Genomic DNA, 23479 nt, shown 5'->3' with positions numbered 1-23479 from the left:
ATCGGGAAGGCGAACCCGGGCCCGGGGGCGGTGAGGGGGCCCGCAGGGGGCCCGCCCCGGGGCGGCCCCCTACCAGCGCGGTGGCGGCGGGGCCGTCAGGCGGTCCGCGAGCTCCGAGAGGCGGTCCCGGAGACGGCGGCCGCCGCGCGGCGGCGGCAGGGTGTTCTCCCCGGCCGCCGCGCTCACCAGGTGCTGCACCGTGTCCAGATCCACCTCCGCCCCCTCCGCCACCGCCAGCGTCTCGTGCGCCAGCCCCCGCACCTCCGCGTCGCCCCCGTCGAGGGCCAGCACCGTGGCCCCCGCCCGCCGGGCGTCGTGCACCCGCTGGAGCAGCCCCGCGTCCGGCCGCTCCGGCGCCACCATCAGGAGCGTCGCCCCGCGCCCCGCCGCCTCCAGCCGGTTCAGGCCGACCGCCAGGTGCGCCGGGGCGCCCGGCCGCACCCGGTGCCGCACCAGCGTCGGCGCCAGCTCCGGAAGCCCCGACCAGGCGGACTCGTCCACCAGGTGCGCCGCCAGGTGCCAGGGCTCGTACTCCTCGGTGCCGACCAGGAGCAGCCCGCCCCGGTGCGACACCACCGAGGAACGGAGTGCCCCCGCGAACCGGCGGGCCGCCCCCGGCCACTCCGTCCCGGCGAGCACTTCCCGCAGCAGCGCGACCCGTACGGCGTCCATGCGCCCGCATCCTGCACGACGCCGGGCCCGCCCGCGGGCGATCCCGGCGGTTCCACCCGTACGGGGGGCCCGCACGCGCTCCCGAGGGTGTCCCCCCACGGCCCACGGGCTCCCTCGTGGCCTTGGGAGCCTCGGGGCCTCGGGATCTCGGGGTGCGCGTTCGCTCCCGGGCTCCCTGGCTCCCGACTCCCCGGCCCGAGCCCCGGGCTCCTGGTCCGCCGGCCCCCAGCCCGAGCTCCGGGCTCCCGGCCTCTAGGCCCCGGCCCCCCAGTCCGGCCCCGAGCCCCGCTCGCGGGCTCGACCCCGGCCCCCGGGCTCCCCCGGCTCTCCCCGTACGGGTCCGGCCCGGACGCCCGGACGCTGGGTAATGTCGGGCCCATGACTTCGCACCCCTCCAGCGCGCCCCAGGACCCCACCGCCGCCAAGGCCTCCCGGACCCCCAAGGACCCGTGGGACCTCCCCGACGTCTCCGGCCTCGTCGTCGGCGTCCTCGGCGGCACCGGCGAGCAGGGCCGCGGCCTCGCCTACCGCTTCGCCCGGGCCGGCCAGAAGGTGATCATCGGCTCCCGCGCCGCCGAGCGCGCGCGGGAGGCCGCCGGGGCGCTGGGCCACGGCGTCGAGGGCGCCGACAACGCCGAGACCGCCCGCCGCAGCGACGTCGTGATCGTCGCCGTGCCGTGGGAGGGCCACGCCGCGACGCTGGAGTCGCTGCGCGAGGAACTGGCCGGCAAGCTCGTCGTGGACTGCGTCAACCCGCTCGGCTTCGACAAGAAGGGCGCCTACGCCCTCAAGCCCGAGGAGGGCTCCGCCGCCGAGCAGGCCGCCGCGCTCCTCCCCGGCTCCCGGGTCACCGCAGCCTTCCACCACCTCTCCGCCGTCCTCCTCCAGGACGCCTCCGTCGAGGAGATCGACACCGACGTGATGGTCCTCGGCGAGGAGCGCGCCGACGTGGAGATCGTCCAGGCCCTCGCCGGTCGCGTCGCCGGCATGCGCGGCGTCTTCGCCGGCCGGCTGCGCAACGCCCACCAGGTCGAGTCGCTCGTCGCCAACCTGATCTCGGTCAACCGCCGCTACAAGGCCCACGCGGGCCTCCGGATCACCGACGTCTGAGGCCGCCGGAAGGGGGCGTACGCGCGGGAGGAGCGAGCCGGAGGACGGAAGCTCCCGGGCATGGGGGACACTGGACGGGCACCGTCAGCCGTACCCGGACAGGAGCCGACCCCCATGCCCCGCCTCGCCCTCTACGCCCTCGCCGTCTGCGCCCTCGCCGTCGTCGCGGCCGTCGTCTCCTTCGTCGAGGGCAGCTTCCTCGGCGTCGTCTGGGTCCTCCTCGCCGGCCTCTCCTCGAACATGGCCTGGTACTACCTCCGCCGCGCCAGGGCCGGGAAGACCGCCGCGCAGGGCTGACCCGGCCCCTCCCCGGAGCGCGCGGAGCGCGGGTGCCGGGCGCAGTGCTCCGGGACCGCACCCGGACCCGCCCGGCCGCCACCACGAAAACCGTCGCGGTACCGGCTCGTCGCCTCATGACGACCGGCCGGGCGCCCCCCGCCTCGTGCGGCGGCTCAGCGGGTCTTGCGGCGTTGCTGGTGGTGGAGCCTGTCGGGTGAGTCCGGCAGGGGGTGGCCGAGGGCGACGGCCCCGCAGTACACGCCGTCACCGAACACGTGGTGGAAGTGGGACCGGTTCGGGTCGCGGATGTTCGGGTTGACGTAGGCGGTCGCCAGCCCGAGGTCCGTGGCACGGAGCATGACCTGCTGGATGATGCACCCGGCGTCGAGGTACGGCATGAACTCGATCTCGTCACCGGCTTTGTAGGCGATCGGGTCCGCCATCATCAGCAGCACGAGCGGGGCACGGTGGACCCAGCCGGTTCCGCCGACGAGGAGGCCCCCGAGGAGCGCGAGCCGGTCGCGGTCGTCCACGGGCACGGCGCGTACGCCTCGCCGGTCACAACTGGACGGGGCGAGGCTGACGGCCTCTTCCAGCGCGGCCCGATCCTCGGCCCCGACGGGCCGGCTGTCGTACATGCGGTCGCTGTGACGGCGCCGCATGATCTCGACGAGGGTGTGCTTCTTGCGTTCCTGGTGGGCCAGGTAGCGGGCCTGGTACGGGTCCCCACCGGAGCCGGCCGGGGGAGCGCCCTTCTCTGAACTCACTGTGCGTTATCCCGATGTGAGCACCTGTGACCACCTGTGACCACCTTGCACGGTGATCAACGCGGAGATCGGGCGAGGGTTACGTTTCCGCGCCCCGGCATGCCGCCCGCCCGCTGTACCGGACCGGCGATCCCGCGCCGCACGCACCGGACGCCGCCGGGCCCGCCCCCCCCCGGGCGGACGACGCCGCTTCCGGCACGCGCCTAGACCCCGCAGAACTCCGGCGCCCCCTCCCAGAACCGGAACAGCCGCGCACCGCAGTACCGGCTCGCCTCCGGCACGCCGAGGGCTCGCATCAGCGCGTCGATCGCGTCGAAGAAGGCGCCGTTGACCGCCGGGACGAACAGCAGGGCGATCACGACGAAGAAGCCGTACGGCGCGTACGGCTCGATCCGCCGCTTCACCCCGTACGACAGCCAGGGCTCCACCACCCCGTACCCGTCGAGCCCCGGCACCGGCAGGAAGTTCAGGAGCGCCGCCGTCACCTGGAGGAACGCCAGGAACGCGAGCGCGTACCGGAAGGCCGGCGGCACCCCGTCCAGCGCGTCCAGCCAGAACGGGGCCGTGCAGACCAGCGCGAAGAGCACGTTCGTCAGGGGGCCCGCCGCCGAGACCAGGCTGTGCTTCCAGCGGCCCCGGATCCGCCCCCGGTCGACGAAGACCGCGCCGCCCGGCAGGCCGATCCCGCCCATGATCACGAAGAGCACCGGGAGCACGACGCTCAGCACCGCGTGCGTGTACCTCAGCGGGTTCAGGGTCAGGTAGCCCTTCGCGCCCACCGTGACGTCCCCGCCGTACAGGGCCGTCCGGGCGTGCGCGTACTCGTGCAGGCAGAGCGACACCACCCAGGCCGAGGTCACGAAGAGGAAGACCGCCAGGCCGGGCAGGGCGGCGAAGTCCGTCCACACCGCCCAGCCGGTGACGGCCGTGACGGCGAGGATCGCCACGAAGACGGGGCTGATCCGCCGCTCGCGGTTCCGGGCGGTGACCGTGGTCATGCGGGACTCCCAGGGGACGGGGACGGGGACGGTGCGGGGTGGTCATGCGGCGACGGCGCGGAGTGGTGTGCGGGGGCGGGGACGGTGCGGAGTGGTGGACGGGGAACGTACCGGGGGGCGGATTCGGTTCCGGGGCCCCTCCCCGGCTCCCGCTCCCCCGGGGAGAGGGGGTCCGCGCCCTCACGGAGAATGGGCCCGTGCGCTACTCCGTCCTCGGCCCCACCCTCGCCCACGCGCCCGACGGCACCGACGTGCCCGTCGGCGGCCCCCGGGTCCGCGCGCTGCTCACCGTCCTCGCCCTGCGGCCGGGCCGCACCGTGCCCGTGGCGGACCTCGTGGACGGGATCTGGCACGGCGACGAGCCGCCCGCCGACGCGGTCGCCGCGCTCCAGGCCCTCGTCGGGCGGCTGCGCAGGGCCCTCGGCCGGGACCGGGTGGTCTCCGCGGACGGCGGCTACCGGCTCGCCGCCCGGCCCGAGGACGTGGACGTCCGCCGCTTCGAACGCCTCACCGCCGAGGGCGTGGCCGCGCTCGGCACCGGCGACCCGGCGCGCGCCGCCGCCCTCCTCGACGAGGCCCTGGGGCTCTGGCGCGGTCCCGCCCTCGCGGACCTGCCGGACCGGGACGCGGAGGCCCCCCGCTGGGAGGCCCGCCGCCTCGACGCCCGCCGCGCCCGGCTGGAGGCGGCCCTGGCCCTCGGGGACGCGTCCGCCGTCCTCCCCGAACTGACCGCCCTCTGCGCGACCCGCCCCCTGGACGAACCCCTCCAGGCCCTCAGGGTCCGCGCCCTCCGCGACACCGGCCGGGCCGCCGAGGCCCTCGCCGCCTACGAGGAGGTCCGCCGCGCCCTCGCCGGCCGCCTCGGCACCGACCCGTCCCCGGCCCTGCGGGCCCTCCACACGGAACTGCTCGCCCCGGCGCCCCCGCCGGCACCGGAGCGCGCCCCGGCCTCCGTGCCCGCCCCCGTCCCCGGGAACCTGCGCGCACGGCTCACCAGCTTCGTCGGCCGCGACGAGGAGATCGCCGCACTCCGGGAGGACCTGCGGACGGCCCGCCTCGTCACCCTGCTCGGGCCCGGCGGCGCCGGGAAGACCCGCCTCTCGCAGGAGGCCGCCGAACGCGGGGCCGGGACCTGGCCGGACGGCGTCTGGGTCGCCGAACTCGCCCCCGTCACCGCCCCGGAGGCCGTGCCCGAGGCCGTCCTCGCGGCCGTCGGCGCCCGCGAGACCGTCCTGCGCGGCGCGGGGGCCGGGGAGCTGCGGGCCGGGAACGACCCCCTCGCCCGGCTCGTCGAGCACTGCGCCGGGCGCCGGATGCTGCTGCTCCTCGACAACTGCGAGCACGTCGTCGGCGCCGCCGCCGCGCTGGCCGAGGCCCTTCTCGCCCGCTGCCCGGACCTGCGGGTCCTGGCGACGAGCCGGGAGCCTCTGGGGGTGCCGGGGGAGGTGGTGCGGCCACTGGGCCCGCTGCCGGCGGGAACGGCGCTGCGGTTGCTGGGGGAGCGGGGCGCGGCGGCGCGGCCGGGGTTCTCGGTGGGGGAGGACCGGGAGGCGGCGGAGGAGGTGTGCCGGCGCCTGGACGGGCTGCCGCTGGCGATCGAGCTGGCGGCCGCGCGGCTGCGGATGCTGTCGGTGCGGCAGATCGCGGACCGGCTCGACGACCGCTTCCGGCTGCTGACGGCGGGGGCGCGGACGGTGCTGCCGCGCCAGCAGACGCTGCGGGCGGTGGTGGACTGGTCGTGGGAGCTGCTCGACGGGGCGGAGCGGGCGGTCCTGCGGCGCCTCGCGGTGTTCACGGGCGGGTGCGACCTGGCGGCGGCGGAGGCGGTGTGCGCCGGCGACGGGACCGGGGACGTGCTCGGCGTCCTGGGCGCGCTGGTCGACAAGTCGCTGGTGGTCGCCTCGCCGGGCGAGGAGGGGATGCGGTACCGGCTGCTCGAAACGGTGGCGGAGTACGCGCGGGAGCGGCTGGAGGAGGCCGGGGAGCGGGCCGGGGTGGAGCGGCGGCACCTCACGTACTACCGGGAGCTGGCCCGCCGCACCGACCCCGAACTGCGCGGACCGGACCAGGTCGCCGCCGTCGCCCGCTTCGGGACCGAGTACGGCAACCTCCGCACCGCCCTGCGCCGGGCCGTCGACGCGCGCGACGAGGACGAGGCGCTCGTCCTCGTCCACTGCCTGATCTGGTACTGGCAGATGCGCGACCTGCGCACCGACGCCCTGTACTGGACCGAGGCCGTCGCGGCCCTCGGACCCGACCCGTTCGTGCCGCCCGCCGCCCCCGTCGTGCCCCTGTACGAGCCGTGCACGGCCGCGCCGCCGCCGCTCTCCGAGGAGCAGCGGTGGGAGGCCCGGCGCGGGGTGCGGCTCGTCGAACTGATCAACATGAGCCACCAGACCGGCCGCTGGACCAGCCCCGAGGGGGTGCGGCGGCTGCGCGAGATGACCGCCGTGTACGACCCCGGCCTGCCCCAGTCCTGCCGGCTGCCCGGCACCTACGCCTTCTTCGCGCTCCTCCTCGCCGGGGAGGCCGACCGGCTCGGCGAACAGCTCGACGTCACCGTCGACGCCTGCCGCCGGTACGGCTACGACTGGGACCTCGCCAACGTGCTCCAGCTGCGCGCCAACCTGCTCGCCAACCGGGGCGACCGGGCCGCCGAGGCCGTCGCCGACGCCGACGAGAGCCTGGAGCTCTTCGTCCGGTTCGGTGACGCCTGGGGCGCGGCCGAGGCGCTCTCCTCCCGCGCGGAGGCCAGGGAACGGCGGCTGGAGTTCGAGGAGGCGGCCGCGGACTTCACCGCCGCCATCGGCTACGCCGAACGGGTCGGCGCCCAGGCGCAGGTGCTGCTCCTGCGGGCCCGGTACGCCGGCACGCTCGTCGAGACCGGCCGGCTCGACGAGGGCGAGGCGATCCTGCGCGAGATCCTGGCGGACGACCACGGCCTGGGCCACGAACCCCGGGTCGGCGCCCGCATGTTCCTCGGCGTGGCGCTCGGCCGCGCGGGGCGCACCGCCGAGGCCCGCGAACAGCTCCTCGTGCTGCGGAAGGAGTTCGACACCGAGACCCTCGCCCTCTTCGAGGGCTTCACCCTCGGCGGCCTGGGCTGGCTGGACGTCCTGGACGGCCGGTACGGCTCCGGGTTCGCCCTCGCCGCGGAGGCGTACGAGCGCTCCCTGGCCCCGCTGTCCATGATGATCGGCCCGCAGATGCCGGCGGCGCACCTGGTCGTCGCCGCCTGGGCCCTCGCCGGGCTCGGGGGGCCGGAGGCGCGGACCGGTGCGGTGCTGCTCGGGGCCAGGGACGCGCTGCTCCCGCCGGGGCACCTGGCGCCGCCGACGGAGCTGGAACAGCTGGAGCGGGCCACCGCGCTGGTCCGTTCCGCGCTCGGCGAAGAGGAGTTCGAGACGGCACGCGCCGAGGGCGGCGGCCTCTCCTTCGAGGAGGCCACCGCCCTGCTCGGCCGCGCCGCCGACGCGATCAGAGAGCGCGCCGAGTCCTGACCCCCGCGAGGGGTTCCGCCGGCCGGTTCAGGTCTTCCGGCGGAACTTGGAGACCGCGAGGGGCGCCGTGACGACGGTGATCAGCACCGACCAGCCGAGCGTCATCCACACCGAGTGGGCGACCGGTCCGCCGTTGACCAGGTTCCGCGCGGCGTCCGCGAGGTTGGAGAGCGGGTTGTAGTCGGTGAAGGTCTCCAGCCAGCCGGGCATCGAGGTCGGCGGGGCGAAGATCGACGAACCGAACTGGAGCGGCATCAGGACCAGCATGGCCATCCCCTGGACGGCCTGCGCCGTCTTCACGGTGAGCCCGAGCAGGATGAAGATCCACATCAGCGAGGCGCCGAAGACCATCGACAGGCCGATCGCGGCGAGGAGGCCGAGGACCGAGGTCTTGATGTCCAGGCCGAGCAGGAAGCCCATGCCGAGCAGGATCGCGGTGGCGACCAGCATCCGGCCGACCTCGACGACGATCTTGGCGATCAGTACGGAGGACCGGGCGATCGGCATCGTCCGGAAGCGGTCCATGACCCCCTTCTTGAAGTCGTCGTTGATGCCGACCCCGACGGCCATCGCGATGTTCATGCCCATCATCGCCATCAGGCCGGGCGTCACGTAGTTGACGTACGCGTCGTTGTTGCCCTTGCCGGCGATCGCGCCGCCGAAGACGTACACGAACAGCAGGATGAAGATGATCGGCATCAGGACGGCGTCGAACATCGACTCCGGGTCCTGCTTGATCTGGAGGGCGTTGCGGCGGGCCAGGGCGCCGATGTGGCGCAGGTTGGCCCGCAGGCCGATCCGGCCCTCGTCGGGCAGCGCCCGGACCCGGTCCGCGCCCGTGTCCGGGCCGTCCGCGGGGGGCTTGGAGAGCGGTGTGGTCGTGGTGGTGGCGCTCATGCGGCGACCTCCTCGGGGAGCGCGTCGGACGCGGACGTCTTCTGGCCGGTGATCGCCAGGAACACCTCGTCCAGACTGGGCAGGTGGGTGCCGATGTGGGCGATGCCGAAGCCGCGCGCGCCGAGCAGGCCCACGACGGCGGTCAGCTGCTCGTCGGCGAGGATCGGCACGTACAGCGCGCCCTCGTCGGTGACGACGGTCGAACCGGCGACGCCGTCGAGACCGGTCTCGCGGAGCGCGGCGGCCATGGCGGTCAGGTCGGCCGGGTCCGCCGGGCGCACCTTCAGGGTGCGGCCGCCGACCCGGGCCTTGAGGTCGTCCACCTTGCCGCTGGCGATGACCTTGCCGCGGTCGATGACGGTCAGTTCGCTCGCGAGCTGTTCCGCCTCCTCCATGTACTGGGTGGTGAGCAGGACCGTGGCGCCCTCGGAGACCATCCGCTGCACCTCGTCCCAGACCTCGTTGCGGGTGCGGGGGTCGAGGCCGGTCGTCGGCTCGTCCAGGTACAGGACGGCGGGGTTCCCGATCATCGAGGCGGCGAGGTCGAGCCGCCGGCGCATGCCGCCCGAGTAGTCCATCGCGGGCCGCTTGGCGGCCTCGGTGAGGGAGAAGCGCTCCAGGAGCTCGTCGGCGCGGCTCCGGGCGTCCTTGCGGGAGAGGTCGAGCAGCCGCCCGATCATGTAGAGGTTCTCCCAGCCGGACAGCTTCTCGTCGACCGAGGCGTACTGGCCGGTGAGGCCGATGGTGCGGCGCAGCTGGCGGGGCTGGCGCACCACGTCGTAACCGGCGACGAAGGCGGTCCCGGCGTCCGGGACGAGCAGGGTGGACAGGCAGCGGACGAGGGTGGTCTTCCCGGCGCCGTTGGGGCCGAGGACCCCGAGGACCGTGCCCTCCCGGACGTCCAGGTCGACCCCGTCGAGGGCCTTCGTCGCGCCGAAGTGCTTCACGAGGCCCCGTACCTCGACGGCGTTGGTGTGTGATCGCGTCATGTCCACCAGGAAACAGGACGCCACCGACAGTCCCCCGACAGACGGCCGACAGCCCGCCGACACGCGCGGTCGGCGGGCTGTCGCGGTGCGGCGGCTCCCGGATTTCCCGGAGGTGCCACCGGCCTGGGTTCCTAGTGGAAGGTGTGCTCCTCGGCGGGGAACGCCCCGCCGGAGACGTCCTCGGCGAAGGCGCGCGCGGCGTCGCCGAGCGTCTCGCGGAGGTTCGCGTACTGCTTGCTGAAGCGCGGCACCTTGCCGCCGGTCAGACCGGCCATGTCGGTCCAGACGAGGACCTGCGCGTCGGTTCCGGCGCCGGCGCCGATGCCGATGGTCGGGATGTTCAGCGAACGGGTGACCTCAGCGGCCAGCTCGGCCGGCACGAGTTCCAGGACGACCGCGAACGCGCCCGCGTCCTGCGCGGCCTTGGCGTCGCGGAGCAGCCGGTGGGCGGCCTCGTCGGAGCGGCCCTGCACCCGGTAGCCCATGGTGTTGACGGACTGCGGGGTGAGGCCCAGGTGGGACATGACGGGGATGCCGGCCTGGACGAGCAGTTCGGTCTGCGGCAGCGAGCGCTCGCCGCCCTCCAGCTTGATCGCGCCGACACCGGCGTCCTTGACGAGCCGGGTGGCGTTGCGCAGGGCCTGGACGGGTCCTTCCTGGTACGAGCCGAAGGGGAGGTCCCCGACGACGAGGGCCCGCCGGGTCCCGCGCACGACGGCGGCGGAGAGCAGGGTCATCTCGTCCATCGTGACGGGCACGGTGGTGTCGTAGCCGAGGTGGCAGTTGCCCATCGAGTCGCCGACGAGGATCACGGGGATGCCGGCCTCGTCGAAGACGGAGGCGGTCATCGCGTCGTAGGCGGTGAGCATGGGCCACTTCTCGCCGCGCGCCTTGGCGGCGGCGATGTCGTGGACGGTGATGCGGCGGGTGCCCTTCCCCCCGTACAGCGACTTGTCGCTGCCGCCGTGGTCGGCGGGCGTCTTCCGGGCAGCCTGAAGCGTCATGGCGAACGGCTCCTTGTCGTCATCTCGAGGCGCCCTCACGGCGTCCCCGGACCGCATCCATGGTGGCACTTCGGCGGGCGGAGGGGGAAGTGGGCCGCAGTGGCGCTGTTCACACCGCCGCCGCGGTGCCCGGGGCCCGCACCGGCCGGGCCGCGCCCCGGGCACCGCGGCGGAGGCCCCGGCCCCGCCTCCGCCGCCGGGGACGGCGGGAGCCCGCGAGGCGCGCCGGCGGGGGCGCCTCCCCGTGCCCCGGCACCGGGGCACGGACCCGTACGAATGTGCGCGTTCTGTCACAACCGCTCCGTACCGGCCCCCCGCAGGAACTCGCCACGCACGGCCGTCGTCCCTGGGGGAGTGCTGCCGTCCCGTGATCGCCTAGGGTCGGATCGGGGCGCGGCAGCGAGGCAGTACGGCGCACGGCGGCAAGGCAGTGAGGACAGGCGATGACGCGGGTGGACATGACGGAGACCGAGTACGACGGCACGGACGGCGGGCGCTCCCGCTTCCGGACCGCCCTCGCCCGGCTCCGCCGGGACCGGGGCGTCTGGCGCCGGGGCATCCTGCTCGCCCTGACCTCCCTCGCCCTCACCCTCCTGATGGTCTTCCACGCCGAGGTCCCCAACCGGGTCGGCAACCTGGGCAGCCTCACGGAGACCTTCCTGCCCTGGTTCGGCCTCCTCCTGCCGCTCCTGCTCGTCCTCGCCCTGCTCCGCCGGTCCGCCACCGCGCTGATCGCCCTGCTGCTGCCGGGCGCGGTGTGGCTGAACCTCTTCGGCGGCCTCGTCGCCGACAAGTCGTCCTCCGGCGGCGACCTGACCGTGGCCACCCACAACGTGAACGCCGACAACCCGGACCCCGAGGGGGCCGCCCGGCAGCTCGCCGGGTCCGGCGCCGACGTGCTCGCCCTGGAGGAGCTGAGGGGCGACATGGTCCCGGTCTACGAGAAGGGCCTCGCCGAGGCCTACCCGTACCACTCCGTCCAGGGCACCGTCGGGCTCTGGAGCAAGCTCCCGCTGCGCGCCGCGCAGCCCGTGGACATCCACATGGGCTGGACCCGCGCCATGCGGGCCTCCGTCGTGACCCCGAAGGGCGAGCTGGCCGTGTACGTCGCCCACCTGCCCTCCGTGCGGGTCAGGATGGACGCGGGCTTCACCGCCAGCCAGCGCGACACCAGCGCCAACGCGCTCGGCGAGGCCATCTCCCACGATCCGCGCGAGCGGATCGTCCTCCTCGGCGACCTCAACGGCACCATGAACGACCGCGCCCTCACGGCCGTGACCTCGCAGCTCCGCTCCACGCAGGGCGCCGCCGGCGACGGTTTCGGCTTCAGCTGGCCGGCCTCGTTCCCGATGGCCCGCATCGACCAGATCATGGTCAAGAACGTCGAGCCCGTCTCCTCCTGGGCGCTGCCCGCCACGAGGAGCGACCACCTCCCGATCGCGGCCCGCGTGCGGCTCTGAGCCCGCCCCCGGGCGCGCCGGACCCCGCGCCGGGCCCCGTGCCCCGGCCCCGCGCCGGGCTCCGGCGGGGCCCGTACGGACCCCGCGCGGGGCCTTCGCCCGGCCCCGTTCCGGAACCTCCCCTTCATCCCCCCGAAGTCTCCGGGAACACGGCGTGCGGGACACTTTGTTCCGCAGAAGAACTATTTTCCGGAAAGGCTTCCCCATGCCCCTGGCGCTGTTCGCGCTCGCCGTCTCCGCCTTCGGCATCGGCACCACCGAATTCGTGATGATGGGCCTCCTGCCCGAGGTCGCCGGCGACCTCGGCACCTCCGTCCCCACCGCCGGACACCTCGTCTCGGCGTACGCGATCGGGGTGGTCGTCGGCGCCCCGCTGCTCACCGCGCTCGGCTCCCGCGTCCCGCGCAAGCGGATGCTGCTCCTGCTGATGGCCCTCTTCACCGTCGGCAACCTCGCCTCCGCCCTCGCCCCCGGCTTCGGCTGGCTCGTCGCGGCCCGGGTCCTCGCCGGCCTCCCGCACGGCGCCTTCTTCGGCCTCGGCGCCGTCGTCGCCGCCCGCCTGGTCCACGAGGGACGGCAGGCGCGGGCCGTGGCCACCATGTTCCTCGGCCTCACCGTCGCCAACATCCTCGGCGTACCGGCCGCGACCCTCCTCGGCCAGCACCTCGGCTGGCGGGCCACCTTCCTGGTGGTCTCCGTGATCGGCCTGCTCGCCGTGGCCGCGCTCGCCCGCCTCGTCCCGCACGTCCCCTTCGACGAGCGGCGGGGCCTGGGCCGCGAGGTGCGCGCCCTCGGCCGCCCGCAGGTGCTGCTCGGCCTGCTCACCGCCGTCTTCGGCTTCGCGGGCGTCTTCGCCGTCTACGCGTACCTCGCCTCGATGACCACCGAGGTGATGGGCTTCGGCGACTCCGCCGTCACGCTCGTCCTCGCCCTCTTCGGCCTCGGGATGACCGGCGGCGCGCTCGCCGCCGGACCCCTGACCGACCGGGCGCCGCGCCCCACCCTGTACGGCTCGCTCGCCGCCCTCGTCCTCGCCCTGGTGGCCTTCCGCCTCACCGTCCACGTGCCCTGGCTGGCCCTGGTCACGGTCGTGGTGCTCGGCGCGGTCGGCTTCATGACCACCACCCCGCTCCAGATGCTGGTCATGAACAAGGCCAAGGACGCGCCGACGCTCGCCTCCGCCTCCAACCACTCGGCCTTCAACCTCGCCAACGCGGGCGGCGCCTGGGCGGGCGGCGCGGCCGTCGCCGCCGGCTGGGGCTGGACCTCCCCGGCCCTCGTCGGCGCCGCCCTCACCGCCGCCGGCCTGGTGGTCGCGGTGGTGGCGGGCCTGCTCGACCGCCGGGCGCCGGAAGGGGCCTCCCGCGTCGTGACGGGAAGCCCCTCCCGGGCGGCCGGGCCGGCCGTCAGCCGGCGGGGGACTCCCGCCAGCGGTTCGTGACCGGGAGGCGCCGGTCCTTGCCGAAGCCCTTCGCCGAGATCTTGGTGCCCGGCGGGTACTGGCGCCTCTTGTACTCCGCCGCGTCCACCATCCGCAGCGTCCGCGCCACCAGCTCCTCGTCGTACCCGGCGGCCACGATCTCGTCCCGCCCCCGGTCCCGGTCCACGTACAGGGCGAGGATGCCGTCCAGGACCTCGTAGTCCGGCAGCAAGTCCGTGTCCACCTGGCCCGGACGCAGCTCGGCGCTGGGCGGCTTGGAGATCGAGCGCTCCGGGATCGGCGGCGTCCGGTCCCGCTCCACGGCGGCCCGGTTCCGCCAGCGCGCCAGCCGGAAGACGTCCGACTTGTAGACGTCCTTGAGGGGCCCGAACGCGCCGACGGCGTCGCCGTACAGCGTCGAGTACCCCACCGCCAGCTCGGACTTGTTGCCCGGGGCGAGCACCAGGTGTCCCTCCTGGTTGGAGAGCGCCATCAGGACCGTCCCGCGCAGCCGGGCCTGGAGGTTCTCCTCCGCGACCCCGGTGAGGTCGAGCGCGCCCGTGTACGCGTCGAACATCGGCTCGATGGACACCGTGCGGAAGTGGAGCCCGGTCCGGCGCGCCAGCTCGGCCGCGTCGTCGCGCGAGTGCCCGGAGGAGTACTTCGACGGCATCGACACCCCGTACACGTTCTCCGCCCCGAGCGCGTCGCAGGCGATCGCCGCGACGAGCGCCGAGTCGATGCCGCCCGAGAGGCCGACCAGGACCGAACGGAAACCGTTCTTCGCGAGATACGCGCGCAGTCCGACGACGAGCGCCGAGTACACCTCCTCGTCGTCCTCCAGGCGGTGCGCGACGCCCCCCGTCAGCTCCGGCTCGTACGCGGGCAGCGGCTCCCCGGAGAGCACCACCCGGTCGATCCGCAGCCCGTCGTCCACCTCGCCCTCCGGGGCCCCGGGGTCGAACGCCGGCAGCTCCAGGTCGAGGACCACGCTGCCCTCGACGAACTGCGGGGCCCGCGCGATCACCTCGCCGTCCGCGTCCACGACGATCGAGTCCCCGTCGAAGACCAGCTCGTCCTGGCCCCCGGTCGTCGCCAGGTAGGCCGTGACGCACCCCGCCTCACGGGCCCGCGCGCGGACCAGTTCGAGCCGGGTGTCGTCCTTGTCCCGCTCGTACGGCGAGGCGTTCACCGACAGGAGCAGCCCCGCCCGCGCGGTGCGCGCCGCCGGCACCCGGCCCCCCTCCTGCCACAGGTCCTCGCAGATCGCCAGGGCCACGTCGACGCCGTGGACCCGGACGACCGGCAGGGTGTCGCCCCGCACGAAGTAGCGGTACTCGTCGAAGACGCCGTAGTTGGGCAGGTGGTGCTTGGCGAACCGCAGCGCCACCCCGCCTCCGTGCAGGACGGCCGCGGCGTTCTCCGGCGACCCGGCGGGCAGGCCGGGCCCCGGCCTCGCCCGCTCCGAGCGGTCGAGGTACCCGACGACCACCGGCACCTCCCCGAACCCCTCGTCGGCCAGTCGCCGGGCGAGCGCGCGCAGGGCGGTCCGGGACGCCTCCACGAAGGAGGAGCGCAGTGCCAGGTCCTCGACGGGGTATCCGGTCAGCGCCATCTCGGGGAACGCGACGAGGTGCGCGCCCTGCCCGACGGCGTGCCGGGTCCAGTGCACGATCGCCTCGGCGTTCCCGGTGAGGTCGCCGACGGTCGAGTCGATCTGATTGAGGGCGAGACGTAGTTGAGGCACCCGCCCAGTCTAATCGTCAAACCGACGCTATGGGGGGGGAACGAGAAGCCCGGCACAGGGACCGGACGCAGGGGAACGGCCCGGACGAAGAGGTCCGGGCCGTTCTCCGGGCCCCGAGGGCCCCGGAGAGAGCCCCCGGAGGGAACCGGCGCAGGGAGCCGGCGGCGGGGCCACCGGCGGGGTTCGGGCCCGCGTCCGGGTTCGGGCTCGGGTCCGGGCCCGCCCGCCCGGGGCCGGGCCGCCGGCACCGGTGCGTCAGGACTCGGCGTAGACGCTCATGCAGAACGCCTTGATCTGCTCGTCCGACAGGTGCTGCGCCAGCTCGGCCTCGCTGATCATGCCGACGAGCCGCTTGTCCTCGATGACGGGAATCCGCTTGATCCGGTGGCTCTGCATCTCCTCCAGGACGGCGCCCACGTCCGCGCCCGCCTCCACCCAGCGCGGAGTGCCCTTGGCCATCTCGCCGCACGTGACCTTGGCCGGGTCGTGGCCCATGGCCACACAGCCGACGACGATGTCGCGGTCCGTGATGATGCCGCAGAGCCGCTCGTTCTCGTCGGCGATGGGCAGCGCGCCCACCTTCAGGTCGCGCATCAGCTGCGCGGCGCGGTCGAGCGTCTCGTGGGCCGGGATCCACCGGGCCCCGGAGTGCATGATGTCCTTCGCCGTGGTCATGGGGTCGCGTGCCTTTCGTCGAACGTCGTCGTACGAGTCCCCGAGTCCCCCTCATTGTCGGCGCACGGCACGGCCCCCGCGACCGCAGCGGGTCACGGGGGCCGTGGAGCCGTGCGGGGTCCGGACGATCAGGCCCCGCGCTCCTTCAGCATGTCCGCCATCAGCAGGATCTCGGACTTCTGCGCGTCGACCATGCCCTGGGCGAGCGCCCGTTCGGCGCCCACGGAGCACTTCCGGACGCAGCCCTCGGCCATGTGGACCCCGCCCCTGTGGTGCTCGGTCATGAGCTTCAGGTACAGGACCTCGGCCTCCCGGCCCTCCGCCCTCCGCAACTCCTCGATCCGCGTCTTGGTCGCCATGCCCGGCATGAGCGCCCCGTCCAGCGGGCCGGTGCCGCCCGAACCGCCCATGCCCATCCACGTCATCGGCTCGACGCCGGACTCGTTCTTGGGCAGCCCCCACAGGTCGAGCCAGCCGAGCATCATGCCCCGCTGGTTGGCCTGCGTGTTGGCGATGTCGTACGCGAGCCGGCGCACGGCCTCGTCCTTCGTCCGGTCCCGGACGATGAACGACATCTCGACGGCCTGCTGGTGGTGGACCGCCATGTCCCGGGCGAAACCGGCGTCCGCCGACGTGGAGACGGGCGTGGCGGGGGCCTCGTCGCGGTCCGCGGAGGCGACGGTGACGGCGCCCCCGGCGAAGAGCAGCGCGAGGACGACGGCGGCGACCGCCGCGCCCTGCGTGCGGCCGACCCTCACTGTCCCATCCCCGCGCCGCCCGCGCCGCTCGCGTCGAGCCCGCCCGTGCAGGCGGCGCCCGGCTCCGGGGTCTGCGGCCCCTGCACGTACTTGGTGAAGAAGGCGTCCACGCGCGGGTCGTCCGCCCCGTCCACGGTCACCTGCTTGCCCCAGGCGGACAGCGTGATCGCGCCCGCCTGGTCGTCCACGGGGCTCATCAGCGAGTACTTGGTCCTGCCGACCTTGGCGGCCAGCTTCTTCACGTCGCCCTCGGGGGCCTTCTTGTTGTACGTCACCCAGACGGCGCCGTGCTCCAGCGAGTGGACGGCGTTCACCTCGGGGATCGCCTTCGTGTAGACGTCGCCGTCGCAGTTCATCCAGACCGGGCTGTGGTCGCCCCCGACCGGCGGCTTCATGTCGTACTTCACGGCCGTCTCGACGTGGTTGCGGCCCAGCTTGGCCGGGTCCCAGCTCTTCTCGGCGGAGATCGGGGCCTTGGCGGCGGCCTCCTTCTTCTCCCGCTCGTCGGACTTCTTCATCAGGACGACGGAGCCGAAGCCCACGAGGCCCAGCACGACGACGGCGGCGACGCCGATGGTGATCAGACGGTTGCGGCGCTCGCGGGCCTGTTCGGCGCGGCGCATCTCCTCTATTCGGGCACGGCGGTCGGCGGTGGCGGAACGGTTGGCGGCCATGGTGGTGTCGTCCTTCTTCGGGAAGTCTTCGGGAGGCCTCGGGAAAGGTCCCGGGAGTTCTTCGGGGATTCTTCGGGAACGGGCGGAGTCCGGGGACGGACGTGCGGCGGGGGCGGGGCCCGCCGCCGCTATGTCCGGAGAACTTGAAGGACGTGCAGGTCCGGCGCGCGCGGCCGGACGCCCGAACGGCGCGCCGGCCCGTCGCCGGAGACCGGGGCGAGGCGCGGGAGCCCGTCCGTCGCGTGGAGCGGGGGATCGAGCGGGGGCGCGCCGAGCACCGCGGGGGAGGGGGAGGGGAAGAGGGAGCAGCCGCCCCGGTCGTGAGGACAGACGTACTCGGCGGAGACCGCGGTCACCGCCCGCGCCCGCTGCTCCCCGGCCGCCCCGTGACGGTCCTCCGGACCCGTCCCGGAACAGAAGAAGAGCGCGGCGAGGAGCGTCGCCACGGCACTCACCAGTGCCATGGGACGTGCGTGCCGGAACGGGCGTACGAGCCGCGGGCCCCCCATGGGCGCAGATCGTAGTGGGCGAAGGCCCTCCGTGGGCCGAACGGGGTACCGGCGGGTACCGGCGGCCGGGCGGGGAAGGGGGAAACGGGGGCCCGGATCAGGCCCTCCCCCGTTACCCGGGCCACGGCCGAGCGGGCACTATGGGTGTGCAACGTGCGCGAAACCATGTGGTGGGATGCTCAGGTGCCCCCCGATGAACCCGAGGCGGTGGGATCAGGCGGCCTGACCAGCGAGGATGGGTGTGGAAATGGACAAGCAGCAGGAATTCGTGCTCCGTACGCTCGAAGAGCGCGACATCCGCTTCGTGCGCCTGTGGTTCACCGACGTGCTCGGCTTCCTCAAGTCGGTGGCCGTGGCCCCCGCCGAACTGGAGCAGGCCTTCGACGAGGGCATCGGCTTCGACGGCTCCGCCATCGAGGGCTTCGCCCGCGTCTACGAGTCGGACATGATCGCCAAGCCGGACCCGGGCACCTTCCAGATCCTGCCGTGGCGCGCGGAGGCCCCGGGCACGGCCCGGATGTTCTGCGACATCCTGATGCCGGACGGCTCCCCGTCCTTCGCGGACCCGCGCTACGTCCTCAAGCGGGCCCTGGCCAAGACCTCGGACCTGGGCTTCACCTTCTACACCCACCCCGAGATCGAGTTCTTCCTCCTGAAGGACAAGCCGCTCGACGGCTCCCGGCCCACCCCGGCCGACAACTCGGGCTACTTCGACCACACGCCGCAGAACGTCGGCATGGACTTCCGCCGCCAGGCCATCACGATGCTCGAATCGATGGGCATCTCGGTGGAGTTCTCCCACCACGAGGGCGCACCGGGCCAGCAGGAGATCGACCTCCGCTACGCCGACGCGCTCTCCACCGCCGACAACATCATGACCTTCCGCCTGGTCATGAAGCAGGTGGCCCTCGAACAGGGCGTGCAGGCCACCTTCATGCCCAAGCCGTTCTCGGAGTACCCGGGTTCGGGCATGCACACCCACCTCTCCCTCTTCGAGGGCGACCGGAACGCCTTCTACGAGTCGGGCGCGGAGTACCAGCTCTCCAAGGTGGGCCGCTCCTTCATCGCGGGCCTCCTGAAGCACGCCGGCGAGATCTCCGCCGTCACCAACCAGTGGGTCAACTCGTACAAGCGCATCTGGGGCGGCTCCTCCCGCACCGCCGGCTCGGGCGGCGAGGCCCCCTCGTACATCTGCTGGGGCCACAACAACCGCTCGGCCCTCATCCGCGTCCCCATGTACAAGCCGGGCAAGACGGGCTCCTCCCGCGTCGAGGTCCGCTCCATCGACGCGGGCGCCAATCCGTACCTGACCTACGCGGTCCTCCTCGCCGCCGGCCTCAAGGGCATCGAGGAGGGCTACGAACTCCCGGCCGGCGCCGACGACGACGTCTGGGCCCTCTCCGACTCGGAACGCCGCGCGATGGGCATCGAACCCCTCCCGCAGAACCTCGGCGAGGCGATCGCCCTGATGGAGAAGAGCGAACTGGTCGCGGAGACCCTGGGCGAGCACGTCTTCGACTTCTTCCTGCGCAACAAGAAGCAGGAGTGGGAGGAGTACCGCTCCGAGGTCACCGCGTTCGAGCTGCGGAAGAACCTGCCGGTGCTGTAGGCGCGGGTCAGGGCGGGTAGAGCCTGGAACTGGGACTGAGGGCCGACGGTCGTGAACCGTCGGCCCTCGGCCGTCCTGCTCGGCCGGGGCCGTCCCTGGGCCGTCAGACGTCGAACCGGGCCCTCGTAGAGGCCGTCCAGTGCCGCCGCCCCGGAGCCGGCGAACGCCCGCGATGGTCGACCCGGCGGCTCCACGCACCCGGGTCGCGGCAGGCTGCCCCGCACCGCCCGCCGCCGGTCGCGTCGGCGGGCACTCCCGGTCGGGGAGCGCCACGGGCGACCGGGCTCAGCCGCCACCCGAGTTGGCCGAGGCCGAACCGCCCGAGGTCCAGCGGGAGTGGGGCTGCGGCCGTTCGCGCGTGCTGCGCTCGGTACGCAGCAGCACCACAACCCCAGCCGGGACGAGCAGATCCTTCAACGCGTCGGCGAGCCGTCGCGAGTCGCCGCCGAACGGGATCTCGATCCGCTCCCGGGCACCCCCTAGGACGAGTTCCAGCGCGAGCGTGGAGACGGCCGGCTTGTAGTCCCCCTGGTACGGCTCCACCACCTTGTGCGTCAGCCACACCTCGCGCAGGGTCGTGACGGGCAGCCAGGCGTCCGGCCCGGCGGCCCGGACCAGCCGCAGGGACGCGGGCGCACCGGCCGGCGCGAACTCCACCCGCAGGATGTCCCGGGCCCGGGAAAGGGCCGTCACCGGCCAGCCGATCAGATACTCCAGCCCGACGATCACCCCCACCACCACGAACACGGTCGACGCCCGCGCCCCGGCCATCGCCATCCAGAAGGCGACGATCAGGGTCGGCACACCCAGGGCGAGCGGAACGAGCAGCGCCGGCCCCACCGACATCAGCGCGTTCCACACCCGCCCGGCCGGCCCCGCGCGCAGGACGAGTTCCGTCGAGTCGGGGCCTTGTCTCAGCAAGGGATCGGTGGCCATGGCTCCAGCGTAGGGCCGGTCCGCAAGGGTGTCTCGTCTATAACTGCCTTATGAGGCACGGTTTTTGACGGCCCATAGCCCTCGGTCGGCGGGCCCGAAGGCGCCGGCGGTCTCGTCCGGGTACTCGCGGGAGGGCGGAACGAGAGGAACCGGCGCGAAGGAGAACCCATGCTCGGCCTGTCGCAGGAGGCCGTTGACCTTCATGTCGTTGACGTGCCGGCACGGATAGCCCTCCAGCATTCCCCCGTAGGTCGTAGGCATCCGCAGCTCGGTGAGTTCGATCGAACGACCGGTAGCGCGCGGCCCTCGGGGGCAATGGAACCATGGCCCGAGGGGACCGCCGCTGATCCGGAAGCCGCCCGGGAACGTTATGCCGCTGATCTGTGGGCGGAGCGCAAGGCTCTGCGCGAGGTGATCAGGGCCGACCTGCCTGCCGCGCACGCCGGCCCGGGCGAACCGGGGACCGTCTCTCCCGCGCCGTCCGTTGCCGACCGGGCGTCATGCCGAAGAAGACCGTCCCGGACACCGGGGGCGGCCCGGGGCGCGGGCCGCCCGCCCCGTGGGCCCGGCCCCCACCGGAGCGGGCCACAATGACGGCATGACCGACGGAATGACCTGGCTCGCCGCTCCCCGGGCGATCGCCTACGGCGGCTACAGCGTGCTGTTGACGCGTGGTGTGGGCGAGGAGGAGCTGGTGTCCCGGCTCGCGGAGGCGGTGTACGGGGACCGGCGTACCGTGCGTCCGCTGGGCGAGCTGACCGGCGCGGACCTGATCGAGGAGTTGGAGGACGCGTACGACTCCGAGGAGACGGCTCTGCGTCTCGGCCGGGACGGCACGTGGGTCTTCGCCGTCATGTACGGGCTCTGGCAGGGCGAGTTCGAGGGCCTGGAGCCCGTCTCGCGCGGCGGTGCCCACGTCTTCCACCTGGAGTTCGAGGAGGAGAACGGCAAGCCGGTACCGCCGTTCTTCCGGTACTTCCACGACGGGCGCGTCATGTGCGACCTCAACCTCCACCTGGACCGCTCGTGGGGCTCCGCCGGTGTGGAGGGGGACCCCGGCGTCGCCCCGCATGTCGAGCGGTTGCTCGCGGAGGCCGGCCTGCCCGACGAGAGCCTTCCTCCCCGGGACGTCCACCGCACCTCACTACACGTTCTGGAACGCCACTTCGGTCTCTCCCTGCCCCGTGCCCGGGTCCTGGAGGAGCCGCTTCCCTCCGTGGCCCTGGAGACCGGGTAAGGGGGCCCTCCTGGGCTTCCGCACATGAGTAACCGGGTCGGGGTCGGGCAGCCCACCGGGGTCCACAAGAACCTCGCCCGGGGGATCGTCGCCCTGGTGTTCCTTTGCCGGCCCGCGGGCGGGGGCGAACGGACCTCCGACGGGGCCACCGCCGTCGAGTGACTCACTCCCGCCGAGGTCCGGGAGCGGATGGCCGAGGTGTACGCCGTGCGGCTCCTCGATGCCGTCGACGGGGGCGGGCCCCATATGCGCGCCCATGACGGGCGGCGGTTCGTCGCGTAGAACGGTGAGCGGCGGTTATTCGGTGGACCTGGCCGAGGCCCGTCAATACCGTCCGGGACGTGTGCACGTACGCCTCTTACTACAAGCTGCACTACGCGTGCGTCTCCTGCCGCGTCAGCTTCAAGCGGTACTCCCATGGTGCCGCGCCCCCGTGTCCCCGCTGCTCCGAGCCGATGCTGTGCGCCGGACACGACTTCGCGGCGCCCCGGCGCGGCAACCGGAAGGCGTGGTCGGTCGTCGCGGTGGTCCTCGGGGCCGGACTCCGCTACGAGGGGTTCGAGGCGTGCGGGTGCGGACGGGAGCCGAAGTTCCGGCCCCGGACGCGGGCCCAGGTGCGGGCCCGGCGCATCGCCGCCGCGCGGACCGGAGTTCCGCTCGCGGAGGCACTCGGGCGGATCGAGCCGTCGGAGCCGCGCCCGTCCCGGCCCGCCCGGCGGCGGTGACCGCGCCCGTCCCGGCCCGCGCGGTGCCGCTCCCGCGCCGGTAAAAGCCATTGTCCGGTGCGCGGGCGGGCGTTCACACTTCCGGGATGAAGATCCCTCCCGTCACCACCGCCCGGCTCCTGCTGCACCCGCTGACCGTCGGGGAGGCCGAGCGGATCGTCTCCCGGACGCCCCCGGCCGGGGCCCGGTGGGGCGACGGGTATCCCCAGGACGGTGACGTCCGCGCCTGCGCCGGCTTCCTGCGGGGGGTCGCCGAACGCGGGGACCCGGGAGTCTTCCGGCCGTACGAGATACGGCTCCGGGACACGGGCGCCGCCGTCGGCGGGATCGGGTTCCACGGGCCGCCCGACGAGATCGGGGTCGTGACCGTGGGATACGGGCTCGCGCCCGGCGTACGGGGCAACGGGTACGCCTCCGAGGCGCTGCGGGCGCTCGTCGAGGTGGCCCGGGTGGCCGGCGTCGCCGGGGTGAAGGGCGACGCCGGCCTGGACAACCCGGCCTCGCACCGGGTCATGGAGGCCGCCGGGATGCGGTGCGTCGCGGAGGACGCCGAACTCCGGCACTTCTACCTGGGGTTCTGAGGCCCGCCCGCCCGGCCGGGGCGCCCGGGTCCGCACGGACCCCGGGGGTTTCGGGACCCCTCCGGCCGCCCGGGGTTCCCGGGTCCCATGTCCTGTACGGCTCCGGGGGCCAGGTCTCCCGTACGGCCCGGGGGGCCAAGTCCCCCCGTACAGCCCCCGGACCCACGTCCCGTACGCTCCCGGCCTCCCCGGCCCCGCCCGGTTCAGCGTTCCGGCAGTTCCGACGGGGCCTCCTGGACCACCCAGCCGTTGCCGTCCGGGTCCTCGAAGGTCATGAACGAGTTCCAGGTGGCGCCCCTGCCCTCTTCCCAGCCCGTCGCGCCGACGTGCATCACCGGGGAGACCTCGACGCCCCGGTCCACCAGCTCCTTCCGCGCCGCCTCGATGTCCGTGACGCAGAGCTGGAGGCCGTGCAGGCCGCCCGGGGGCGTCTCCTTCGCGCCCGGCATCACCGGCATCCCGCTCATCAGCGTGATCGAACAGCGCGAGCCCGGCGGGGTCGCCTGGACGATCCGCACGCCGGGGGCGACCTCGGCGTCCAGGTCGACGGTGAAGCCGCACTTCTCGCCGTAGAACTCCTTCGACCGGTCCACGTCGGTGACCGGGACCGGGACGACTTCCAGTGTCCAGTTCATGAGGTTCCTCTCTCCGTCCTCCGCCGGGGGTTTCCGCGGGGTCGGCCCCACCCTCGCCCGGGGAACGGCCTCCGCACACGCCGACCCGCCGGTGCGGCCCCTCCGGCCGCCGTTCGTTCCGGCCCGTCTCCCGGTACGTCCCCCTTCGTTCCGTACGACGGGAAGAACCGGCCGCGACCGTGGGCCCCCTGGACGCGCAACGCCCCTATAGTGAGCCCGCGTTGAGCACGCGAACGCGGCACTTCCGGCCACCGGGCCGGGAGTCCGGGGCCCGTGGGGCGCCCTCCTCCCGCCGGG

General features: G+C 74.0%; 22 protein-coding genes and 1 pseudogene. 10 read left to right on the top strand and 13 right to left on the bottom strand.

Annotated features, from left to right (window positions below; genetic code table 11):
- Positions 1–69: 69 nt before the first annotated feature.
- A complete protein-coding gene (locus ACZ3IL_RS06245) occupies positions 70–672 on the bottom strand; it encodes a hypothetical protein (protein ID WP_467387167.1) in 603 nt (200 codons plus the stop codon).
- A gap of 378 nt (positions 673–1050) precedes the next feature.
- Here ACZ3IL_RS06245 and npdG point away from each other — a divergent pair, with 378 nt between their 5' ends.
- Together npdG and ACZ3IL_RS06235 are read left to right on the top strand one after the other, a co-directional pair.
- Positions 1051–1782, top strand: coding sequence for an NADPH-dependent F420 reductase (gene npdG, locus ACZ3IL_RS06240; protein WP_467387165.1), 732 nt, complete (start codon positions 1051–1053; stop codon positions 1780–1782).
- 60 nt (positions 1783–1842) lie between these two features.
- Entirely contained in the window at positions 1843–2079 is a 237-nt protein-coding gene (locus ACZ3IL_RS06235) for a hypothetical protein (protein ID WP_467387163.1), read from the top strand.
- A 155-nt stretch (positions 2080–2234) separates the two neighbouring features.
- Here the strand turns inward: ACZ3IL_RS06235 and ACZ3IL_RS06230 are convergent, their stop codons facing one another.
- On the bottom strand, positions 2235–2828 hold the full coding sequence (locus tag ACZ3IL_RS06230) for a nitroreductase family protein (protein WP_467387161.1): 594 nt from the start codon (positions 2826–2828) through the stop codon (positions 2235–2237).
- Between the two features lie 203 nt (positions 2829–3031).
- The gene (locus ACZ3IL_RS06225) at positions 3032–3826 is read right to left on the bottom strand and encodes a site-2 protease family protein (protein WP_467387159.1); all 795 of its coding nucleotides are present in this window, start codon (positions 3824–3826) and stop codon (positions 3032–3034) included.
- Positions 3827–4023: 197 nt separating this feature from the next.
- On the opposite strand from ACZ3IL_RS06225, the gene ACZ3IL_RS06220 reads away from it, so the two are divergent.
- Complete coding sequence (locus ACZ3IL_RS06220) at positions 4024–7326, top strand: AfsR/SARP family transcriptional regulator (protein WP_467387157.1); 3303 nt, start codon at positions 4024–4026, stop codon at positions 7324–7326.
- A 27-nt stretch (positions 7327–7353) separates the two neighbouring features.
- On the opposite strand, the gene ACZ3IL_RS06215 is transcribed toward ACZ3IL_RS06220, so the two are convergent.
- The 3 genes from ACZ3IL_RS06215 to panB form a co-directional block, all read right to left on the bottom strand.
- A complete protein-coding gene (locus ACZ3IL_RS06215; RefSeq protein ID WP_467387155.1) occupies positions 7354–8223 on the bottom strand; it encodes an ABC transporter permease in 870 nt (289 codons plus the stop codon).
- Entirely contained in the window at positions 8220–9212 is a 993-nt protein-coding gene (locus ACZ3IL_RS06210; protein ID WP_467387153.1) for an ATP-binding cassette domain-containing protein, read from the bottom strand. Before ACZ3IL_RS06210 ends, ACZ3IL_RS06215 begins: the two co-directional genes overlap by 4 nt.
- 131 nt (positions 9213–9343) lie before the next feature.
- Complete coding sequence (gene panB / locus ACZ3IL_RS06205) at positions 9344–10216, bottom strand: 3-methyl-2-oxobutanoate hydroxymethyltransferase (RefSeq protein WP_467387151.1); 873 nt, start codon at positions 10214–10216, stop codon at positions 9344–9346.
- A gap of 443 nt (positions 10217–10659) precedes the next feature.
- Here panB and ACZ3IL_RS06200 point away from each other — a divergent pair, with 443 nt between their 5' ends.
- Positions 10660–11676, top strand: a complete 1017-nt coding sequence (locus tag ACZ3IL_RS06200) for an endonuclease/exonuclease/phosphatase family protein (protein WP_467387148.1) — start codon at positions 10660–10662, stop codon at positions 11674–11676.
- Positions 11677–11881: 205 nt separating this feature from the next.
- Positions 11882–13117 (top strand): MFS transporter, encoded by a 1236-nt coding sequence (locus tag ACZ3IL_RS06195; RefSeq protein ID WP_467387146.1) that lies wholly within the window; start codon positions 11882–11884, stop codon positions 13115–13117.
- On the opposite strand, the gene ACZ3IL_RS06190 is transcribed toward ACZ3IL_RS06195, so the two are convergent.
- The 5 genes from ACZ3IL_RS06190 to ACZ3IL_RS06170 all read right to left on the bottom strand — a co-directional run bounded on the left by ACZ3IL_RS06190 (position 13083) and on the right by ACZ3IL_RS06170 (position 17414).
- A complete protein-coding gene (locus tag ACZ3IL_RS06190; protein WP_467387144.1) occupies positions 13083–14843 on the bottom strand; it encodes an NAD+ synthase in 1761 nt (586 codons plus the stop codon). The two genes, ACZ3IL_RS06195 and ACZ3IL_RS06190, sit on opposite strands and share 35 nt — an antisense overlap.
- Before the next feature lie 255 nt (positions 14844–15098).
- Complete coding sequence (locus ACZ3IL_RS06185; protein WP_467387142.1) at positions 15099–15518, bottom strand: CBS domain-containing protein; 420 nt, start codon at positions 15516–15518, stop codon at positions 15099–15101.
- A gap of 128 nt (positions 15519–15646) precedes the next feature.
- On the bottom strand, positions 15647–16276 hold the full coding sequence (locus ACZ3IL_RS06180; protein ID WP_467387140.1) for a DUF305 domain-containing protein: 630 nt from the start codon (positions 16274–16276) through the stop codon (positions 15647–15649).
- The gene (locus ACZ3IL_RS06175) at positions 16273–16950 is read right to left on the bottom strand and encodes a DUF3105 domain-containing protein (protein WP_467387139.1); all 678 of its coding nucleotides are present in this window, start codon (positions 16948–16950) and stop codon (positions 16273–16275) included. Before ACZ3IL_RS06175 ends, ACZ3IL_RS06180 begins: the two co-directional genes overlap by 4 nt.
- Before the next feature lie 128 nt (positions 16951–17078).
- Positions 17079–17414, bottom strand: a complete 336-nt coding sequence (locus tag ACZ3IL_RS06170) for a hypothetical protein (RefSeq protein WP_467387137.1) — start codon at positions 17412–17414, stop codon at positions 17079–17081.
- Positions 17415–17706: 292 nt separating this feature from the next.
- Between ACZ3IL_RS06170 and ACZ3IL_RS06165 the strand changes: the two genes are divergently transcribed.
- The gene (locus ACZ3IL_RS06165) at positions 17707–19068 is read left to right on the top strand and encodes a glutamine synthetase family protein (protein WP_388696341.1); all 1362 of its coding nucleotides are present in this window, start codon (positions 17707–17709) and stop codon (positions 19066–19068) included.
- 285 nt (positions 19069–19353) lie between these two features.
- Here ACZ3IL_RS06165 and ACZ3IL_RS06160 read toward each other — a convergent pair whose 3' ends face one another.
- A complete protein-coding gene (locus ACZ3IL_RS06160; protein WP_467387134.1) occupies positions 19354–20004 on the bottom strand; it encodes a hypothetical protein in 651 nt (216 codons plus the stop codon).
- A gap of 598 nt (positions 20005–20602) precedes the next feature.
- Here ACZ3IL_RS06160 and ACZ3IL_RS06155 point away from each other — a divergent pair.
- The 4 genes and pseudogenes from ACZ3IL_RS06155 (at position 20603) to ACZ3IL_RS06140 (ending at position 22547) form a co-directional block, all read left to right on the top strand.
- Positions 20603–21241: a DUF6461 domain-containing protein gene (locus tag ACZ3IL_RS06155; protein WP_467387132.1), complete on the top strand. Its 639-nt coding sequence runs from the start codon at positions 20603–20605 to the stop codon at positions 21239–21241.
- Between the two features lie 36 nt (positions 21242–21277).
- Positions 21278–21523: pseudogene (locus ACZ3IL_RS06150) on the top strand (NUDIX hydrolase); the annotation flags it as partial.
- Positions 21524–21582: 59 nt separating this feature from the next.
- Positions 21583–21966, top strand: coding sequence for a hypothetical protein (locus tag ACZ3IL_RS06145; protein ID WP_467387130.1), 384 nt, complete (start codon positions 21583–21585; stop codon positions 21964–21966).
- Between the two features lie 86 nt (positions 21967–22052).
- Positions 22053–22547 carry a GNAT family N-acetyltransferase gene (locus tag ACZ3IL_RS06140; RefSeq protein WP_467387128.1) on the top strand — a complete coding sequence of 165 codons (495 nt, stop codon included), beginning with the start codon at positions 22053–22055 and terminating at the stop codon, positions 22545–22547.
- Between the two features lie 203 nt (positions 22548–22750).
- Here the strand turns inward: ACZ3IL_RS06140 and ACZ3IL_RS06135 are convergent, their stop codons facing one another.
- Positions 22751–23182, bottom strand: a complete 432-nt coding sequence (locus ACZ3IL_RS06135; protein ID WP_467387126.1) for a VOC family protein — start codon at positions 23180–23182, stop codon at positions 22751–22753.
- Positions 23183–23479 lie beyond the last annotated feature (297 nt).

Source organism: Streptomyces sp. NPDC014907, from assembly GCF_055562975.1.
This window is presented reverse-complemented; position numbering and strand designations above follow the sequence as displayed.

Bases quoted from the DNA above. Each gene is read 5' to 3' on its own strand.
- ACZ3IL_RS06245 (WP_467387167.1), bottom strand. From the start codon at position 672: ATGGACGCCGTACGGGTCGCGCTGCTGCGGGAAGTGCTCGCCGGGACG.
- npdG (WP_467387165.1), top strand. From the start codon at position 1,051: ATGACTTCGCACCCCTCCAGCGCGCCCCAGGACCCCACCGCCGCCAAG.
- ACZ3IL_RS06235 (WP_467387163.1), top strand. From the start codon at position 1,843: ATGGGGGACACTGGACGGGCACCGTCAGCCGTACCCGGACAGGAGCCG.
- ACZ3IL_RS06225 (WP_467387159.1), bottom strand. From the start codon at position 3,826: ATGACCACGGTCACCGCCCGGAACCGCGAGCGGCGGATCAGCCCCGTC.
- ACZ3IL_RS06215 (WP_467387155.1), bottom strand. From the start codon at position 8,223: ATGAGCGCCACCACCACGACCACACCGCTCTCCAAGCCCCCCGCGGAC.
- ACZ3IL_RS06210 (WP_467387153.1), bottom strand. From the start codon at position 9,212: ATGACGCGATCACACACCAACGCCGTCGAGGTACGGGGCCTCGTGAAG.
- panB (WP_467387151.1), bottom strand. From the start codon at position 10,216: ATGACGCTTCAGGCTGCCCGGAAGACGCCCGCCGACCACGGCGGCAGC.
- ACZ3IL_RS06200 (WP_467387148.1), top strand. From the start codon at position 10,660: ATGACGCGGGTGGACATGACGGAGACCGAGTACGACGGCACGGACGGC.
- ACZ3IL_RS06195 (WP_467387146.1), top strand. From the start codon at position 11,882: ATGCCCCTGGCGCTGTTCGCGCTCGCCGTCTCCGCCTTCGGCATCGGC.
- ACZ3IL_RS06185 (WP_467387142.1), bottom strand. From the start codon at position 15,518: ATGACCACGGCGAAGGACATCATGCACTCCGGGGCCCGGTGGATCCCG.
- ACZ3IL_RS06175 (WP_467387139.1), bottom strand. From the start codon at position 16,950: ATGGCCGCCAACCGTTCCGCCACCGCCGACCGCCGTGCCCGAATAGAG.
- ACZ3IL_RS06170 (WP_467387137.1), bottom strand. From the start codon at position 17,414: ATGGCACTGGTGAGTGCCGTGGCGACGCTCCTCGCCGCGCTCTTCTTC.
- ACZ3IL_RS06165 (WP_388696341.1), top strand. From the start codon at position 17,707: ATGGACAAGCAGCAGGAATTCGTGCTCCGTACGCTCGAAGAGCGCGAC.
- ACZ3IL_RS06160 (WP_467387134.1), bottom strand. From the start codon at position 20,004: ATGGCCACCGATCCCTTGCTGAGACAAGGCCCCGACTCGACGGAACTC.
- ACZ3IL_RS06155 (WP_467387132.1), top strand. From the start codon at position 20,603: ATGACCGACGGAATGACCTGGCTCGCCGCTCCCCGGGCGATCGCCTAC.
- ACZ3IL_RS06140 (WP_467387128.1), top strand. From the start codon at position 22,053: ATGAAGATCCCTCCCGTCACCACCGCCCGGCTCCTGCTGCACCCGCTG.
- ACZ3IL_RS06135 (WP_467387126.1), bottom strand. From the start codon at position 23,182: ATGAACTGGACACTGGAAGTCGTCCCGGTCCCGGTCACCGACGTGGAC.